Annotated in this window: 17 protein-coding genes; 12 read left to right on the forward strand and 5 right to left on the reverse strand. The window is 44.2% G+C overall.

Annotated elements, in window-relative coordinates:
• The first annotated feature begins 233 nt into the window (after positions 1-233).
• Positions 234-800, forward strand: coding sequence for a histidine phosphatase family protein (locus CA600_RS20690; protein WP_094872520.1), 567 nt, complete (start codon positions 234-236; stop codon positions 798-800).
• A gap of 76 nt (positions 801-876) precedes the next feature.
• On the opposite strand, the gene CA600_RS20695 is transcribed toward CA600_RS20690, so the two are convergent.
• From CA600_RS20695 to CA600_RS20710, 4 genes are all read right to left on the reverse strand, one after another.
• On the reverse strand, positions 877-1,659 hold the full coding sequence (locus CA600_RS20695; protein WP_094872522.1) for a TatD family hydrolase: 783 nt from the start codon (positions 1,657-1,659) through the stop codon (positions 877-879).
• The gene (locus CA600_RS20700; RefSeq protein ID WP_094872524.1) at positions 1,656-2,789 is read right to left on the reverse strand and encodes a copper amine oxidase N-terminal domain-containing protein; all 1,134 of its coding nucleotides are present in this window, start codon (positions 2,787-2,789) and stop codon (positions 1,656-1,658) included. Before CA600_RS20700 ends, CA600_RS20695 begins: the two co-directional genes overlap by 4 nt.
• Positions 2,790-2,892: 103 nt before the next feature.
• Complete coding sequence (locus CA600_RS20705) at positions 2,893-3,540, reverse strand: hypothetical protein (protein WP_094872525.1); 648 nt, start codon at positions 3,538-3,540, stop codon at positions 2,893-2,895.
• A gap of 137 nt (positions 3,541-3,677) precedes the next feature.
• Entirely contained in the window at positions 3,678-4,097 is a 420-nt protein-coding gene (locus CA600_RS20710; RefSeq protein WP_094872527.1) for a MarR family winged helix-turn-helix transcriptional regulator, read from the reverse strand.
• 260 nt (positions 4,098-4,357) lie between these two features.
• On the opposite strand from CA600_RS20710, the gene CA600_RS20715 reads away from it, so the two are divergent.
• The 11 genes from CA600_RS20715 (at position 4,358) to CA600_RS20765 (ending at position 15,700) form a co-directional block, all read left to right on the forward strand.
• Positions 4,358-4,945, forward strand: coding sequence for a sigma-70 family RNA polymerase sigma factor (locus CA600_RS20715; protein WP_094872529.1), 588 nt, complete (start codon positions 4,358-4,360; stop codon positions 4,943-4,945).
• On the forward strand, positions 4,932-5,690 hold the full coding sequence (locus CA600_RS20720; protein ID WP_094872530.1) for a DUF3600 domain-containing protein: 759 nt from the start codon (positions 4,932-4,934) through the stop codon (positions 5,688-5,690). The genes CA600_RS20715 and CA600_RS20720 overlap by 14 nt, the downstream gene beginning before the upstream one ends.
• 255 nt (positions 5,691-5,945) lie before the next feature.
• Positions 5,946-7,349 carry a helix-turn-helix domain-containing protein gene (locus CA600_RS20725; protein ID WP_094872532.1) on the forward strand — a complete coding sequence of 468 codons (1,404 nt, stop codon included), beginning with the start codon at positions 5,946-5,948 and terminating at the stop codon, positions 7,347-7,349.
• Between the two features lie 122 nt (positions 7,350-7,471).
• Positions 7,472-7,645, forward strand: a complete 174-nt coding sequence (locus CA600_RS20730; protein WP_076284026.1) for an aspartyl-phosphate phosphatase Spo0E family protein — start codon at positions 7,472-7,474, stop codon at positions 7,643-7,645.
• Between the two features lie 234 nt (positions 7,646-7,879).
• Positions 7,880-8,965: a LolA family protein gene (locus tag CA600_RS20735; protein ID WP_094872533.1), complete on the forward strand. Its 1,086-nt coding sequence runs from the start codon at positions 7,880-7,882 to the stop codon at positions 8,963-8,965.
• Positions 8,966-9,182: 217 nt separating this feature from the next.
• The gene (alr, locus tag CA600_RS20740; RefSeq protein WP_094872535.1) at positions 9,183-10,364 is read left to right on the forward strand and encodes an alanine racemase; all 1,182 of its coding nucleotides are present in this window, start codon (positions 9,183-9,185) and stop codon (positions 10,362-10,364) included.
• A gap of 214 nt (positions 10,365-10,578) precedes the next feature.
• Positions 10,579-10,860 (forward strand): CopG family ribbon-helix-helix protein, encoded by a 282-nt coding sequence (locus CA600_RS20745; protein ID WP_025698676.1) that lies wholly within the window; start codon positions 10,579-10,581, stop codon positions 10,858-10,860.
• Between the two features lie 3 nt (positions 10,861-10,863).
• On the forward strand, positions 10,864-11,214 hold the full coding sequence (locus CA600_RS20750; RefSeq protein WP_042124727.1) for a type II toxin-antitoxin system PemK/MazF family toxin: 351 nt from the start codon (positions 10,864-10,866) through the stop codon (positions 11,212-11,214).
• Between the two features lie 157 nt (positions 11,215-11,371).
• Complete coding sequence (locus tag CA600_RS20755; protein WP_094872536.1) at positions 11,372-11,980, forward strand: TetR/AcrR family transcriptional regulator; 609 nt, start codon at positions 11,372-11,374, stop codon at positions 11,978-11,980.
• 173 nt (positions 11,981-12,153) lie between these two features.
• Positions 12,154-13,353 (forward strand): MFS transporter, encoded by a 1,200-nt coding sequence (locus CA600_RS20760; protein WP_094872538.1) that lies wholly within the window; start codon positions 12,154-12,156, stop codon positions 13,351-13,353.
• A 118-nt stretch (positions 13,354-13,471) separates the two neighbouring features.
• Positions 13,472-15,700, forward strand: coding sequence for a Tex family protein (locus CA600_RS20765; RefSeq protein WP_094872540.1), 2,229 nt, complete (start codon positions 13,472-13,474; stop codon positions 15,698-15,700).
• Between the two features lie 551 nt (positions 15,701-16,251).
• Here the strand turns inward: CA600_RS20765 and CA600_RS20770 are convergent.
• The gene (locus CA600_RS20770) at positions 16,252-17,709 is read right to left on the reverse strand and encodes a methyl-accepting chemotaxis protein (RefSeq protein WP_094872541.1); all 1,458 of its coding nucleotides are present in this window, start codon (positions 17,707-17,709) and stop codon (positions 16,252-16,254) included.
• Positions 17,710-17,847: the final 138 nt, after the last annotated feature.

Genomic DNA, 17,847 nt, shown 5'->3' on the forward strand with positions numbered 1-17,847 from the left:
TGTATTTAGTGCAGCTATAATTTGATTTTTTCTCTTTTGGGGTAGAAATGATGGTTTTTAGTTGCAGAAACTACACTTATTTGCTCAGCAGACCCCTTTTTACGCTTAACAGTTGTATAGAGTGCAATTAAGAGACTTTCTAGCTCGCTAGGATCGATTCTTGCCCATAAGGGCTTTTTATGAAGGAGTTCGGATAGAACACGAGAAATTGTAGAGGTAGAGGAGGGGGAAGAATGGCAACTTTTATTTATATGGTAAGGCATGGAGAGTCACCCAAGCTGCCCGGAGGAACTGAGAGATCACGTGGATTAACAGCGAAGGGAGAGGCGGATGCCCGTAAGATAACGGAGAAATTACGTTTCGAAGGAATTGAAGTCTTTTATTCAAGTCCGTATCTTCGGGCTATACATACGATTACTGGATTGGCGCAGGAGTTAGGGGCAGAGATTCAAAGTATTGAAGATCTTCGGGAAATTCATTTTTTGGATGGAAATAGGATCATGCCTGACCAGCAGCTATATCCATTACTGGCAACAATGTTTGCCGATACGGATTTTGTTCCGGTTGGTGGAGAGTCCATTCATGCGTGTCAGAAGCGATCAGTTAGCGTGCTGCAGGATATACTGAAACAACACAGTGGGCAAAAGGTTGCGATTGGAACTCACGGTGCAGTCATGACACTTATGATGAATTATTTTGACGCTAAATATGATCTGGATTTTCTACTTCAAACCACAAAGCCGGATATTTATAAAATGGAATTCACAGGCGCAGCGTTAGTGGGTGTGGAAAGGTTGTGAACTCCCAAATTGGGATAAAGCTGTGATTATTCAAAAGGATGGCCTGGCATTCGCTAGTAACCATCCTTTTGTTTATTTACAAGCTATAAAATCGCTTAGTATTCGCAGTCAGTATCTCTTCTGCATGGCTGGAAGTGTAGCCATGTAGAGCTCCCCAAGCGGCAGCAACCTCTCGAATCATAGATGGATGCGTGACTCTGCCCGCAAAAGATCCTTCAAATGGCCAAGGACCATCGGTCTCCGCCATGACAAGCTCTGGGGGATAGCGGCGGGCGAGCTCTAGGATCTCCGTCTCATAAAGGATATCAGGGGTGAAAGAGATGTAGTATCCATTCTTAATCATACGGGCAATGGCTTTTTCGGGTCCCTTAAACCAGTGGAAGTGCGCACGCTTTATACCATGTTTCTCTAATAGATCACAGGCAATCAGCGCATCCTCATAAACAGCGTGCAGGACCACTGGTTTATCTATACGGGCGGCAAGCTCAAGCAACTGATCAAGAAGCTGAATGTAAGGCTCCATATCAAAAGCTTCGCCGCGCTCCTGTGCTTCTGCACGCGAATAATAAGGCAGTCCAATTTCACCTACAGCGATGAAATCCTCCCGGGCTTGACGCTCAATCCATTCCAGCAAAGAGGATAATTCAGCTTTCTGCGGTATGGGTTGCTCTGGATGAAAACCATAAGCTGGGCGTACCACTCCGGGATAGGTAACGGCCAGCTTTTGAGTGCGAACGCAAGAGTCTAAATTCATGGAGACAGCAATCAGGGCTTCGATCCCCAAGTTAGGAAGCTCACTCAACATTTGTTGTGAAACCTCAAGCTCATATTGCTCTAAATGTATATGGGCATCCATCATAGCTGCTTACCCACCACATAAGAGGCATACTCTTCATGAGGCGCAAAGCGTATGGATTCAGGTTCCATTCCATCATTTCCTGATTTGTAGGAAAAGGTTAGTGTGCCAATACTCTCCAAAAATCCGATATAAACATTGGTTTCAGCTTTCAGCTTGCCTTCTTCCACCATGTAGTAAGTCACAGCACCAATCCCGGCTTTTTCGCCAAGATTGCCATCTTCGCCACGATCCGGATAACGCATAGTAACTATAGATGGAGTTGAACCTTTTACCTGAATTTGAATTAAGGCATCGCCTTTTTCATTGGAGATTTTTGAGGTAACAAATGCTGAGGCAGCTTTATCCGCGGAAGGTACATTCATTTCTTTCCACTGGTTAGGCTTAATGACGTGAAGCTCCTGCATAGACATGCCCGTACCTGTTCCTAGCCACAGTATGACTACCACTTCTTCCTGCCCGTCCTGATCTATATCGGCATAATGAATCTCAGGAGTGTAATCTAACAATCTTGGTGCTTCCCAATTAAACGTATGCTTGTTACCGTTCACCTCTACAACAAATCCTTCGTAGGTACCGCCATTTTTGAGGGCAGTATACAGCTTAACTTGGTCATTTTCTGTAGCAATCGCGAGAGGTTCGCTGGGTGTTCTTACGGTAGTACTAACATCCCCTGATGTAATGGAAACTTCATTTTGCGAGGCATTCAGCTGCGCAGTGGCACCAGAGAGAGAGTTTAGAGAGTCTGCCGGAATATAAAAAATACCATTTCGTAGAATTGCAGGTCCCCCCAGCTCATTTTGATAACCGTCACCTTGCATATACTCATTGCCTGGCTTCAAAACATATTTACTGCTTCCATCAGAAATAGTTAAGGTTTTCGTAGCATTATCCCATTGTTGTTCAGATGAGTAGTACTCCATGAGTACTTTTGCAGGTACATAGACCTTATCACCTGAGAAAAAAGGTGGGAGAGAAGGAAGAACGGTTTCTCCATCAACGATTAGCTTCAGTGGTGCTTCGGTAGTTTGTGTTTGGTTAATTGCCATTGTTGTATCCATATCTATAGATGCCGATGCTCCGCATCCGGCTAAAAAGAGCGTGATAGCTCCGATTACGATGATTTTATTCATAATTACCTCCGAGGATTAAGTCCAGTCCTCTTAAGTATAGATTAAATCAGCGCGTAGTAGGTCACTTTCTGTAAACAAAGCGGAGACAAGGTTGTTACGTTTGCTATTTATTTAAAAATACGGTCCGAGCAACTTGTGATTTAGAGTCTACCGTTAGACTTTTGCTATAGCGGATCTCCCCAATAGAACAACCCGGTCCGATGACAATATCTTCACCGCAGACGAGTTCTGCTGTCGTTCGATATAACATGATGCTAGTTCCTTCAATCGTTTCGCAGGTAAGCTTCCGGAAGTAGGGGATTAGCGCATTCATTAGCTTCAAAGATGGCTTAACAGTAATGGTACCGCTAGATTTTATGACATCGATTGTGCTTCTGTTTCCTAAACGTAGCTCAATGGAGGATTCAGCAGTTAACCTATGGATCTTCACAGCACCTTCGGCATAAAAGGTTTCGACTGCAGCATTTTGTGCTGCAGAAAAGTATCCAGACGATTGCAGTCTGTCAGCTTGGATGTGTTGAACACGGAGACCTCCCAGATTGATAACCTGTTCGGCTCTACAATGACCTCCAATCGAACAATCACCAGATACTTTTAACTTTGCGGTAGTAACATTGTTCTGTGCACTTAAATGGCCGACAACATCGATGGTATCCGCACGAACATCTTCTTTGAGGGTCAGTGAACCTCTTACTTTCAGCGGTGGACCGATCATTTCCTGGCATTCAAAAGGATCATTAGCATTGGACATTTATAGGAGCCGCCTTTCGAAATATATTTTAATGATTAAAATATATAATTATTATAATATATAGTCAATATAGTATTTTGAACATAAAAAAACTGCCGTCAGTTTCCTGACAGGCAGCATATATAACCCAAAAGCTTTTAGTTCATCATTTTATCCATTAGCACATTTATTTGTTCTAAGGTTCCTGAAATTTTATCCAAATCAGAGGTAGGAAAGGCTTCAAAGATCTGGAGAATCCGCTGATGCCCTTGTTCTGTAAGAACAATGTTGACGACTCTGCGATCCTCCTTCGTCCGCACACGTTCGATAAGACCGGCATCTTCCAACTTATCGCACATCGAGGAAGCGGCTCCGGGTGTAATAACGAATCGTTCGGAGATGTCAGTAATGTTCAAGCTGCCTATAAGCCTGAGCTGGAACAACAGTAGGATCTGATTGTGAGTCAGGGTCTCCTGCTTGGTGATCATATCAATGAAGAACTGGGATTTCTGCTGCACATTTGCCATGGATTCCATAACCTTATGGATAGCATAGTGTTTATCTTGCTCTGTGCTCATAGCCACACTCCAATTTACTTTAGTTCCTAAAATATATAGAAGCTATAATAAGCTTGTCAAGGGAGTTGATGATGTATTGGTTAATGTTAAAGTGTTGGACTGGGAAGATCATCAAACAAGCTTCGGCAGAGTAAAAACACCAGACAGCGATACTTCAACAACTGGAGAGTCACTGTCTGGTTGTCTCCTTAAAATAATTCGAACGATATCTCTTTGATTTACCAATATATAGTGTAAGACCGAAGGAGGGATTGAGAGGGATGAAACATCCAAATGAATATTCTCAGCTCATTGCGCTTACGATAGCCGGCAGTCGTGAAGCGTATGGTGAGCTATATGAAGCAACGATCCGGGATGTGTATCAGACCGTTCATTTCCTCGTTCGCGAAGCCTCCGATGTGGATGATATCGTTCAGGATATTTACATTCAGGTGCACCGTTCTCTTGAACAATTTGACGTGAACCGTCCCTTTAAGCCTTGGCTGATGGGAGTGGTCATGCGGCAAATTCATGCCTATCGAAGAAAGAGATGGACGCATCTCCGAATGGTTAAAAAAGTAGAACAAACAGATCTAATGCTGGAGCATGATTTCACGAGTGATGTTGTGGACAGGTTATCTAACCGCCGCCTGCTAGCAAGTGTAGAACGTCTTCCTTTTAAGCTGAAGCAAGTGATTATTCTGCATTATTTAAATGAATATTCACAGGAAGAAAGTGCTGCGATACTGGGTATTCCGCTCGGAACCGTGAAATCCCGTATTCACGCTGCACTACAGAAGCTTCGTCAGAAGCCAGACAATCATACTCTTTTTAAGGGAAAGGTGGAGGACCTGCATGAATTTCAATGAAGAGTTACGGACAGTTCTGCAGGAAGAGGCGAGAAATATAAGTGCCCCACCGGAACTGAAGGAGCAAATACTAAATAGGGCCGTAGCCAAACAAGGGGGAAGACGTATGAAGAAATGGTTTGTAGCAAGTATTATGGCGGCTGCACTATTAATTCCTACTGGAGCTTATGCCGGATATCATTATTTGGCAGACAACATGTATGGGTCCTCTGCAACTGCTGCTACGATAGGAGTAACCCAGCAACAATATGACAGGCTTGAGGCCAAACTGGAAAACGCGAAGCAAAGCTTTGACGAAGAGGAATTCACAAAGCTGATGTCCTTACTAGAGGAATTGGGATCTTATAATCTGCAAATGACCGATGCTGAAGGCGTCTTTCACCTAGAACGGTTAGATGTGAAGGACCAGCAGGCATATAAAGAGCTACAGGCAAAGCTTGAACCTTATTTCGAACAAATAAATGAAGCGAAAACATCAAACAAATCAGTGCAATCCGTAGATCGTGATGCTTTCTGGAATGGCTTGCTTGAAAAAGCTGAACAGAGGCTTACTAAAAAAGAGTTTGAGGAAATCGAACGATTAATTATAGACTTACAAAGCTATGATGCGAAGGTATTTGATGCAGATGGCAGTGTTCATATGGATCGGCTTTCGAAAGAAGAGATACAAAACCAAGAGAAGTTAATCGAAACGCTAGACCCTTATATTAAAAAGCTGGATATGATGATTAAACCTAGCTCTTAGTTGAATTTAAATGCATGTATTGAATAACTATCGATAGCAATATCATAAGGAAAACCATCAGAAAAGGTCTATTACACCTTGTATTCTGGTGGTTTTATCTTTTGCTAGTCTAAAGTCTATACATTGATCACCGAATAATTGCATAATGAAAATGAATAGAAAAAAAGTATTTGACCACTGGAATAATTAGACATATATTTATTAAAATGCTATTTGTTTATCTATGAATTATGTTGGCGGAAGGTGGCTTTGATCATGAAGCAGATGACCATTCGTGCAGAACTGGCGGACTATCTCAAGAAGCAGAGGATAACGATCAATCAGTTCGCAGAGGTGTCTAAGGTAAATTCAGGCACGATCAGTAATATCATCAATGGAAATCGCCCAATAGCCATGCAACAATTAGATCGGCTTACAGAAGGTATGGGATTAGAAGAAGGCTGCTACTATGATTTGTATGTGGATGAGTGTTTTGTTCACTCCAATCCGAATTGGAGACGTCTTCGGCCATTTCTATATCGCTGTGCAGAGCTGGATAAGCTGGAATGTATTGCACGGGTAGTTGGGATCATGATGGATAGCTTATCTTATACGCCTTCGTTATTTGATACTGCAGAAGATTTTTTTACGCAAGGGAAGCACAAAGCAGCAGCGATGTTATATCAGAGTGTGGCTGAGAGTGAGAAGTATCAGCATTCTGAGCGACTGGCCCTTTGCCAATACAGGCTTTTCACAATCGCTTTGGGTGAAGATCAGGATGCTAATTTGCGAGCAGCTGTGCAATTTGAAGGATTTGTAAACCGGCTTGATGAGGTGGACCAGCTTGATGCGCTGAAAGATTTGGCGAATACATATAGTGCTTTACGACATTGGGACAAGGTAATGGCAATGGCTAAGGAGATGGGGAATAAAGCAACAATTCAATATCATGCTAAATACGACCGTGCCAGAAAAAGCAGGCTTCAAAAGGAACCTGAAATACCACTATTCTCATATATTCAATACTCTTACGTGTTACGTTCAGTAGTTTATAGAGAGCTAGGAAATTATGATAGGGCTTTACATTATGTTAACATGTATATGGATATGAACTGGATTCGGGAAGATACAGAAGAAGCTTTGCAGCTTATGAATCAATGTATGGAGTGGGCACGGGCTAATATTAATTTGTTGCGAATTTTAAAAGGGGATATAACGGTGTTGCCGGAATATGTGGCATATCTTGAACAAAGGGAGGAAGAGATCCTCTCAGGTCTGTTCAAAATCCTTCAAGCAGCTAGTTATTACCAATTTAACGTAGATGATATCCTTCTGCAGTTTGAGGGGAAAATATCAGATTGCAGAGATCATCATGATCAGCTAGAGATTAGATCCTATAATCAACAAATCTTCGAAGATAGATATACCAACTTGATGGCTGAGATAGCGTTTTATTATATAAGAAGAGATAAATATGAGATTGGTATAAAGTATATAATGGAAAGTTTAGAATATTCAGTAAAAATTAACAGCGAATCATGTATTATAAAGTGTGTTGGAATGTTCGAAGAGCTTCGACATACAGCATCTTTAGAAACGCAAAAAGAATATCGAATCCTAATTAGTAAGATGCGGCGAATCAACGAAAAGAAAAATGGCTTTGTTGTTAGCAGTGCATAGTAACGTAATTATTACCGTCCTTCTGCTATTTCTTAGAATCATTTCTTTATAGTACTGCACTTATTTGTAAAATATAGAATTTGACATATACCTCTAGTATATTAATTTGAGGAGGTAGTGTAATGAATAATCCGGAAATTATCCAAAAGAGAATAGAGGGTGCTAGAGCCAAACTTTATTTAATGGAAAGGGAATACGGTGGATTGTTACATCCAAATGTGATCAGACAGTCGATGAGGTTGGATGAATTAATCAATCAGTACAATAAAGCAATACATAGCGATAATGAGAGTTGAAACAAGAAACTGATCGTATAATTTTCTCTCTATTCAAAAGATAAGACCTACATAATGTTATTACATTTCTGTATAAAACATCAAGCCGGCGCTATGCGTGGGCTTTTTTTGTTTGTATGTTCCTAAAAAATAAATCTAAGTCCCAGCTTGTCATGCCCGTCTGCATATTGCGGCCAAGTCCCTCATAGACATGTACTAATCAATGCATTCAAAACAGGTTAAGGGGATGATGTCATGCGCCGGACAATATGGGTACTCGCGATCATTATGAGCGTGGCCCTGGTGATGACGGGGTGCGGGAAGAAGGATGCCGCTTCCGTGGTCAAGGATTTGAACAATGTGGCCGACAAGTTGGAGAGTAAGCAGGGAACGTACCAAGCTTCAGGCATTATGACCCTATTCACCGGCGAGCAGCCGCAGGAGTATAAGGTAGAGGTATGGTACAAGAACCCTTCTTATTACCGTATCAGCTTGGCGAATGTACAGAAGGATATTACGCAGATCGTGCTTCGTAATGATGAGGGAGTGTTCGTACTTACACCAAGTATGAATAAGAGCTTCCGCTTCCAGAGTGATTGGCCGGACAATCAAGGTCAGGTTTATCTGTATCAGACACTAGTTCGGGGCATTGTCTCAGATAACAATCGTCAATTTGTGGAAGATGGAGATAACTATGTGTTTGAGGTAGCTGCGAATTATCAAAGCAATGCGCTTGTTCGGCAGAAGATTTGGCTGGATAAAAAGACTTATGAGCCTAAACAGGTTCAAGTCTCTGATTCTGAAGCCAAGGTAGTTGTAGACGTGAAGTTTGACACCTTTAAATTCGATACAGATTTCACTAAGGATTCCTTTGATATGCAAAAGAATATGACTACAGGTGCTGCTTCAGAAAGTACAGTAGCTCAGGTTGACGAAAATGGAAATCCGGTTGTAGTTCCTGAGGGTCAGGAGCAAGAGGGGCAACCTGTCGCTGCTGAGCTGGGTGACTTTGGTATTATCGAACCGGGGTACGTTCCGGCAGGTGTCGAGTTGAAGGACTCCCATAAAATGGAGGGGAACAAGGATCATGCTGTTCTCATCCGGTATGACGGGGTTTATCAATACACCATTATGGAAGCCCGTCCATTGGATCGTGCAGTAGCATTGGCTCCTGGAACGCTGATAGATCTTGGTTTTACCGCAGGACTTCTGAGTGGTGATGAGCAGCAGACTTTGACTTGGATGTCTGAGGGTATAGAGTATCGAATTACAAGTGCTAATCTTCCTGTTAACGAAATGATGCAAATTGCCGCTTCTATGGAGGCACAATCGGGTAAATAATATAAAGTAGGCGGATACTGCGTTTTGTGGGATTCTTTCCTCTACAACGTAGTATCCGCCTTTCTATATTTGCCAGCGCTCCAGCCGCTTTGAACTGAAGCGAAAAGATAACTGGAGCTCACATTGACAGCCACCTTCCGTAGCATTACCATGAGTACTAAGACAATGATCATTACAGCTATGACGTTTTACTACAACGTAAGAAGGTGACTTTGAAGTGCAAGCAAGCTATCGACCGACAGTAGCCGAAATTAATCTGGATGAATTGCGTGCCAATTACGAAGCCTTTCGCCGCTACTTGCCGGCAGAGACAAAGTTTATGGGATGCGTCAAAGGAAATGCGTACGGCCATGGAGCAGTGGAAGTGACACGGGAACTGGAAAGACTCGGAGCAGATTATGTTAGTGTGGCTTTTTTGGATGAAGCATTGGAGCTGCGTCAGGCGGGAATACTGATTCCTATACTGGTGCTTGGCTACACTTCTCCTGAAGGAATAGCCGTTGCCTGGGAGAACCATGTAACTGTAACACTGTTCACACCGGAAGTATTAGAGGCTATTAGACAGCTTCCTATAGATCCGGAACATCGGCTGAAGGTGCATATCAAGATTGATAGCGGGATGGGGCGACTGGGTCTTTTACCAGCTGACGCACCTGCATTTATCTCTGAAGTGCAGTCTGTTGCGCAGGCGGAGCTGGAGGGTATGTTTACCCATTTTGCCAAGGCAGACGAACTAGACAAAAGCTATACACTGGAACAGCATCGACGGTTCATGAGCGTGGCGGAAACGCTGCGGGAGCAGAACATTCAGATCCCGATCATACATACGGGCAATAGCGCTACGGCCATTGATTCACCTTATTTATCCAGCAACATGGTGCGGGTAGGCATCAGCTTGTACGGATTCTATCCCTCAACTGAGGTAAACCGTCAGCTGGTAGAACTACATCCGGTAATGACGCTGAAGACGCAGGTTGTATATGTGAAGAGCCTGCCTCCTCATTGGGGCGTCAGCTACGGCACTCGGTACTTCACAGACAGCGAGGAGATTATCGCAACGTTACCTGTGGGGTACGCAGATGGATATTCCCGCATGCTAACTGGCAAAGCGGAGGTGTTAATACGTGGACGCCGCGTTCCTGTCGTCGGAACAATCTGCATGGATCAGTGTATGGTATCACTCAAATCTTTCGCTGAAGAAGCGGAACAAATTAAAGCAGGCGAAGAAGTTGTACTCATCGGCCGTCAAGCTGACGTGATGGTCACGGCAGACGAGTTGGCTCTCCATCTTGGAACGATTCACTACGAGGTAATTTGCATGCTGGCTCATCGGGTGCCGCGCGTTTATATCCGTGAAGGCACACTTCCTAAATTAGTAAATGCTCTGTTACAATCTTAAAGTTCTTGACAGTGATGTTATTCAAGGGAGAAAATAGAAGGAATTGTATCGTTTTAGGAGATATGACTAAAAGCCTATACGAACCGCCATTTCTAGTTTATAATGGGATGCAGCATACTTGATATACTGGCGGCATATATTCCTTGTATAAAATTCCTTGTATATTGCAACACTGGAACACAAGGGCAGAAGGTTTGTGGGGGTGGAAGAGAAGGTGGCCAATTTGCAGAACACCAAAAGAATCATGATCAGCTTGCCCGATCATCTCTTGCAGGAAGTGGACGGAATTGTTCAATTGGAGAATTCCAACCGGAGTGAATTGATTAGGCAGGCCATGAAGCTGTATTTGAGCGAACGGAGGAAACGTTCTATCCGGGAGTCCATGCAGCGCGGCTACATGGAAATGGCTAAGATCAACTTGACCATGGCATGCGAGGCGTTCCTCGCGGAGGAAGATGCAGACAGCACTCTTGGCCGCTTAGTAAGCGGGGTGTAGACATTGATCGTTAAACGTGGCGATGTTTTTTTTGCTGATCTTTCGCCGGTTGTAGGTTCTGAGCAAGGCGGAGTAAGGCCAGTACTGGTAATCCAGAATGATATTGGCAATCGCTTTAGCCCGACGGTAATTGTGGCCGCAATCACGGCCCAAATCCAGAAGGCTAAATTACCTACGCATGTGGAAATTGACGCAGCAGCTCATGGCTTTGACAGAGATTCTGTTATACTGCTAGAGCAGGTTAGGACGATTGACAAACAACGCTTAACTGACAAGATCACCCACCTTGATGATGAAACTATGAAGAAGGTGGATGATTCGCTGCAAATCAGCCTTGGACTGATTGATTTTTAATCATCCTAGGGTTATAGATAATCCATGAGATAGGCGCTCGGGTACGAATCCGGGCGTCTTTTGATGTGCATTTTTACGAACTCATGGTAAAAAAGGATTAGGGGTTCACTTTTACAAAATGTTCTGATAACATTAGACCGTACGGTCGGTTTAGGGGGTGCTTAGAATCAGAGGACGTTCAGACGGAGAAGAAACAAAGAAACGAATTGTACTTAAAGCCACACAGCTGTTTGTTCAGAAGGGGTATGCAGCTGTAACGATGAATGAGGTTTGCGTAGCTTCGAATGTTAGTAAAGGCAGCTTATATCATCATTTTCCGAGCAAGGATGAACTTTTTCTATTTGTAGTAGAAGAGGATACGGCGCAGTGGTTACAGGCGTGGGAAGATAAGAAGAAGGAAATCTTTGGTGTTCAGGAGCGTTTATATGCTTTAGCCGAGCACTACGCAAATGATTTTCAGAATCCGTTGATTCGGGCGCTTGAGGAATTCTCAAGAAGTAGAGCTCATCCGGAGGATATCACTAAGCGGCTTGTTCTTTTATATGAGGCTGCCTCGCATGCGTGTCGCGACCTACTGAAGGAAGGCATGGACACTGGGTATTTTATAAAAGGTGACTTAGAGGATTATGTGATTATTGTAAATGGCATGCTTGAAGGGATCGGAAGAGTTTCCGAATACTCCACTCATGAAAAGACTCCGGATGATATCAAAAAATATTACCGGGAATCAGTACGATTGTTATTACAAGGGATATATACGGGGTAACATATATGGGGGCATGAAAGAAGCTTTACATTCAGGAATCATGAAGGCTGAAGCTTCTTGAAGGCACCGGAAATGGAAGGACTATTTTTTTGGCTATAATTTAGACCGGATGGTCGGTCTCTACAGGGAAACTATTTGAAGACTTGGCTTTAGAAGCTACGGAGGTTAACACAATGTCATTACTACTTAGAAACAGGGGCGCTATGCTGCTTGTTATGCTTAATATTTTTCTTGCTTTTACAGGGATCGGACTTGTAGTCCCTATCATGCCTACTTACATGAATGAACTTGGGATCACTGGAAGTACCGTTGGGCTGTTAGTGGCTTCATTCTCCCTTGCCCAATTATTAGTATCGCCATTCGCGGGCAGGTTATCCGATAGAATTGGCAGAAAAAAAGTGATCGTTGCAGGTCTGATCGTGTTTGCTTTTTCAGAGCTGCTCTTTGGTCTGGCGAATGTGTCCTGGCTCTTGTTCGTTTCAAGATTGCTCGGTGGTGTAGGCGCTGCGTTAATTATGCCAGCGGTTATGGCTTATGTAGCGGACACGACCTCTTTTGAAGAGAGAGCGAAAGGTATGGGGCTTATTAATGCAGCCATTACTACCGGATTTATTATCGGTCCAGGGATTGGAGGTTATCTTGCTGAGCTTGGCATGCGGGTACCCTTTTTCTGTGCGGCTGGTGCGGCTGGGATCGCAGCTCTAATCACAGTTTTAATCTTGCCTGAGTCTCTGTCTGTAGAGAAACGGATGGAAGCGAAGCAATCGAAAAATAATCAGGAGAGCTTCTTCACGCAATTGATGCGTTCCTATCGTGAACCTTACTTTTTCGGGTTAATTATTGTATTTGTTATGGCTTTTGGGTTGGCTAATTATGAAACAGTGTTCGGATTGTTCGTGGATCATAAATTTGGCTTTACCCCTAAAGATATTGCTTTTGTGATTACCTTTGGCTCGATCGCCGGTGCTGTGGTGCAGGTATCCGCATTTGGCTGGATTCTGAATAAATTCGGAGAGAATAAGGTTATCTCCACTTGCCTTATAACTGCTGCAATGTTTATTCTGTTGACCCTGTTTGTAAGTGGCTTCTGGGCGATCTGTGCGATTACCTTTGTCGTATTCTTGGCTATGGATATTCTTCGACCAGCGGTAGGCACCCAGCTATCCAAAATGGCGGGGGAAACGCAGCAAGGCTTCGTAGCAGGGATGAACTCTGCTTATACGAGTCTTGGAAATATCGCAGGGCCAATCGTTGCAGGATATCTTTTTGATCTAAGTATTAACTTTCCATATGTGGCAGCGGCGGTTGTTCTAGCGTTATGTTTTGTGCTGTCACTTAGTTCTGGAAAAAGGGGAATGGGACAACGCGCGTAAACTACCCAATCTGCCTCCTCTCTAGGCTGGACTTTGGAACAGAGCCGATCTGTGATACTATTTTAGTTATGAGAACAAGAATTGTATAAGCAGATTGTGTACGGGAAGAGGGATACTAATGACGGTAGATAACAGCAATACGGGAGTCATTACGGATGAGGCGGCCGCACAGCGGGAGCAGGAATTGATTACAGTAGCGATTGCTAAGGAATTGAACATTAGCCTGAAGCAGGTGCGTACAACGGTTGGACTGCTGGATGAGGGGAATACGATTCCGTTCATCGCCAGATACCGCAAGGAAATGACGGGTGAGCTGGACGAGAATGCGCTGCGTGATATTGAAGAACGCCTGGCTTATCTTCGCAATTTGGGCGAACGTAAGAAAGACGTTATCCGCAATATTGAAGAGCAGGGCAAGCTGACCAAGGAACTTCATGATCAAATCACCAATGCGGTCAAGCTGCAGGAAGTGGAGGATTTGTATCGTCCCTTCAAGCAAAAGCGTAAGACTCGTGCTAGTGTTGCGAAGGAAAGAGGCTTAGAGCCGCTTGCGAACTGGATCATGGAGCAGCAGAGACAAGGGGACCCACAAACCGAGGCTACCCAATATATAGATGTTGAAAAAGGAGTGGAGTCCGCAGATCAAGCGCTGCAAGGCGCATTGGATATCATCGCCGAGAACATTGCCGATGATCCTGCGATCCGCTCTTGGGTTCGCCAGTATACGGCAAGTCAAGGTATCCTTGTGTCTGAAGCTAAGGATGCCGAGCAGGAATCTGTATATGAGAACTACTATAGCTACCGTGAACCTGTACACAAAATGCCACCTCACCGTATACTCGCGATTAACCGCGGTGAACGGGAGAATATACTCAAGGTAGGCATTGAAGTGGTCACTGACAAAATACATGCTTACATTGCGCGGAGAATCATTAAAGGCCCATCCCCAGTGAAGGAACTGCTAGAAGCAGTGTCAGAGGATGCCTACAAACGTCTGATTTCTCCCTCTGTGGAGCGTGAGGTTCGTGGGGAGATGACCGAGCGGGGCGAGAATCAAGCGATCTCGATCTTCTCTGGTAATCTACGCAGCTTGCTGCTTCAACCGCCTGTTAAGGGACGCTGTGTGCTGGGTGTTGACCCTGCCTACCGTACCGGCTGTAAGCTGGCCGTCGTAGACGATACTGGTAAGCTGCTTGAAGTAGCCGTGACCTATCCTACGCCGCCGAACAACAAGAAAATTGAAGCTGCTGCTAAGTTTAAAGAACTAATCGCTAAATATGGCATTCAGCTCATCGTGATCGGGAATGGGACAGGCTCTCGTGAGACCGAACAATTTACGGCAGAAGTGATCGCCGAAATTGGCGATCCAGAGCTGGCTTACCTGATCGTTAATGAGGCTGGTGCGAGTGTCTATTCTGCTTCTAAGCTGGCGCAGGAGGAGTTCCCGGATCTGGATGTGGCAGAGCGCAGTGCAGCTTCTATCGCCCGCCGTGTGCAGGACCCGCTGGCGGAGCTGGTGAAGATCGATCCGAAAGCTATCGGTGTGGGTCAGTATCAGCATGACGTCTCCCAGAAGCATTTGGAAGAGAGTCTTAAGGCTGTCGTAGAATCGGCGGTTAACCATGTGGGCGTGGATGTAAATACGGCATCTCCTGCCTTGCTCTCTTATGTGGCTGGCGTTAACGGTACGATTGCTAAAAATATCGTTAAATATCGTGAAGAGAACGGTAAGTTCACGACTCGGAAGCAGCTGCAAAAGGTCCCTCGTCTGGGTGCGAAGTCCTATGAGCAATGTATCGGCTTCTTGCGGATTCCAGGTGGAGACAATACCTTGGATCGCACACCCATTCACCCCGAGTCATACCCGGTGGTGGATCGCTTGTTCCGCGAGCTAAGCCTTGATGTAAATAAGCTGGGCAGCAAAGAAGTGGCTTCACAGCTGGAGGCACAAAATGCCGAGGAGCTGGCTGTGAAGCTGGATGTCGGCGTGCCTACGCTTCGCGACATCCTGGAGAGCTTGCAGCGTCCGGGTCGTGATCCGCGCGAGGAGCTGCCGTTGCCGATCTTCCGCACCGACGTGCTGAAGATCGAGGATCTGGTTCCCGGCATGGAAATGCAGGGAACCGTCCGCAACGTGATCGATTTCGGCGCATTCGTCGATATCGGGATCAAGAACGATGGGCTGGTGCATATATCCCAGCTCAGCGGCAGCTTTGTGAAGCACCCGATGGACGTTGTCTCCGTAGGAGACAATGTCACCGTCTGGGTGATGGGTGTTGACCTGAAGAAGGGCCGGGTGAGCCTGACCATGCGTCCGCCGCGTGTTGAGGCGGGAAGTGTGAAATAACTATGGAGTAAGAACTGCTCCATTGATCATGGAAATAAGCAGTATACAATCTCCAACAGTAAAACAGTGGCATTCATGGACGGAAAGTAGGTCCTGAACTGCCACTGTTTTTTAAATTATGCAATGTGAAAAATATGGATAACACCAGCGGATTCTGAATGTACCTCATTGCGTTTTGGTATTATGCTGCTTCAAGCCCTGGTCACAGAAGAGTCGCTAGATGTGGTTAGGGTGATTTAGTTATTTATAGGAGCTGCGTTCTACGCGTTCGGCCGTACGTAAACCTCTTCAGGGTCAATCCACTAGAACTATGGGGAATTTCTCCCTATAATTCTTTCATTGAAGGTTACTATGATAGAGTTTAGGGAATTTCTCCTTATATCTCGACTAAAATAGTTGTATTTAAGGAAATTCTCCGTTTTATAGGGAGGATTTCCGTATAACCTAGTCATAATGATAGATTAGACCTAATTTATAGGGAGATTTTCCTTATATCACTTATCACCTAAGCAAAGTTCTTGGCTACACAGGAGTAAATTCTTTTTCCTAGCTTAAGAGGATTTGGTTAGTTTGTCTAACTTAAAAGCTAACTCATTCAGATTGCTGATGCTAATCACCGTTTCAGAAACATGTTGTTGCTGGACCTCAGCGCTAGCGAGGACTTGTTCAATAGCTGCGGTATTCTCTTCGGTAATTGCAGCCACTGAATTAACTTCGCCCAGTACAACGTTGGATGCGTGCCTGATATGAACGCTCCTGTCCTTCAGGTCTTCTGCTTGTTCAAGCACCTGGTGTGTATTATTTCGAATGCCCTCGAATAATCGAGCGATATCACCAGTGGAATTTCTACCTGATTCTACAACTAGCAACCCGTTAGAAACCATATCACCAACCCGCGTAATATTATTTTGAATGCTTCTGAGAATCTGGGCAATGTCCGCGGATGCATTGTGGGAGCTCTGTGCCAATTTTCGGATTTCATTGGATACGACTGCGAAACCTTTGCCGTGTTCCCCCGCATGAGCGGCTTCAATGGAAGCATTTAGAGACAAAAGATTCGTCTGCTCAGCAATGCCTACGATGCTGGAAACAATCGATTCAATCTTCTGATTTTCTTCATTCATTTGTGTCATCAAGCCAGCAGTACTCGTCACGATTTCTGTAACTTCAGACATAGTTCCAGTTAAGCGAATGATTTCATCTTGCCCCTCTTGTGTAATTTGAACCGTTTCACAGCTTCTATTACTCATGGAGACGGAGGCAGCATTTGCCTGCATAGCTGATTCGTTTAACTGCTGCATAGCATTTGAGATATCGCTAACACTCTGTGCTTGTGATTCAACTCCACTAGCTATCTCTTGGAAGGCGGTTACGACTTCTTTGGAAATTCGATCTGTTGTCAGTACGTTGTTATGCATTAGGTTACTAGATTGACTCAGAACTCCTACGGATTCAGTAACGCCTGTAAGAATGGTCTCCATTTCCGCTCTGGCATGTTCAGCTTCGATGCTGCTCTTAGACATATTTTTGAACATTTTCGCACCAATCTGACTCTGATAGATCAGAACCAGTATCATCATGATGAGAAAAACGTTAACACTTAAGGCATCAACGGATTCAAAAGCCGGTTTGGTCATCAGAAAATAGTTGAGTAAGATGCAAGCTATCACTCCATTAAGGAGTAAGGGGCGATAGTTGTGATAAAGGGATACGATGCCTAGACCCCAATATAGAATTAACGTACTAATGATGTTTGCCCCTGCATCGATGTAGAAGTATGTAATGATATTAAAGCCAATAGCTGTTATGTACATAATATAGGGTGTAGCCACACGTTTCCAGATTAGTATCGTACACAATAATCCAAGGGGTACCGCTGCTGATATAATCGCCATGATTGTTTGTGGAAATCTGTAAAGCGAAATTGAACCGAACAACAAACAGCCCCAAAACAAGTAAAGAATTAATTTGTTTCTCTTGTGTAACTCGGACATCTGATTCAAGGGCATATTCACACTCCATAATGTAATAGTACTTCTGATTTTTTAGTTTAAGAGATTCACGAAATGATGTCTATGATGTTAAGTTCAAAGATGTTCAGAAAATAATGTCTGGAAGAGTAATTAGGGAAAACCTCCCTGAAAATA

The sequence above is a fragment of the Paenibacillus sp. VTT E-133280 genome (genome assembly GCF_002264385.1).
Classification (GTDB): Bacteria; Bacillota; Bacilli; order Paenibacillales; family Paenibacillaceae; genus Paenibacillus_AQ; species Paenibacillus_AQ nitricinens.

Bases quoted from the DNA above. Each gene is read 5' to 3' on its own strand.
- CA600_RS20690 (WP_094872520.1), top strand. From the start codon at position 234: ATGGCAACTTTTATTTATATGGTAAGGCATGGAGAGTCACCCAAGCTG.
- CA600_RS20695 (WP_094872522.1), bottom strand. From the start codon at position 1,659: ATGATGGATGCCCATATACATTTAGAGCAATATGAGCTTGAGGTTTCA.
- CA600_RS20700 (WP_094872524.1), bottom strand. From the start codon at position 2,789: ATGAATAAAATCATCGTAATCGGAGCTATCACGCTCTTTTTAGCCGGA.
- CA600_RS20705 (WP_094872525.1), bottom strand. From the start codon at position 3,540: ATGTCCAATGCTAATGATCCTTTTGAATGCCAGGAAATGATCGGTCCA.
- CA600_RS20710 (WP_094872527.1), bottom strand. From the start codon at position 4,097: ATGAGCACAGAGCAAGATAAACACTATGCTATCCATAAGGTTATGGAA.
- CA600_RS20715 (WP_094872529.1), top strand. From the start codon at position 4,358: ATGAAACATCCAAATGAATATTCTCAGCTCATTGCGCTTACGATAGCC.
- CA600_RS20720 (WP_094872530.1), top strand. From the start codon at position 4,932: ATGAATTTCAATGAAGAGTTACGGACAGTTCTGCAGGAAGAGGCGAGA.
- CA600_RS20725 (WP_094872532.1), top strand. From the start codon at position 5,946: ATGAAGCAGATGACCATTCGTGCAGAACTGGCGGACTATCTCAAGAAG.
- CA600_RS20730 (WP_076284026.1), top strand. From the start codon at position 7,472: ATGAATAATCCGGAAATTATCCAAAAGAGAATAGAGGGTGCTAGAGCC.
- CA600_RS20735 (WP_094872533.1), top strand. From the start codon at position 7,880: ATGCGCCGGACAATATGGGTACTCGCGATCATTATGAGCGTGGCCCTG.
- CA600_RS20760 (WP_094872538.1), top strand. From the start codon at position 12,154: ATGTCATTACTACTTAGAAACAGGGGCGCTATGCTGCTTGTTATGCTT.
- CA600_RS20765 (WP_094872540.1), top strand. From the start codon at position 13,472: ATGACGGTAGATAACAGCAATACGGGAGTCATTACGGATGAGGCGGCC.
- CA600_RS20770 (WP_094872541.1), bottom strand. From the start codon at position 17,709: ATGCCCTTGAATCAGATGTCCGAGTTACACAAGAGAAACAAATTAATT.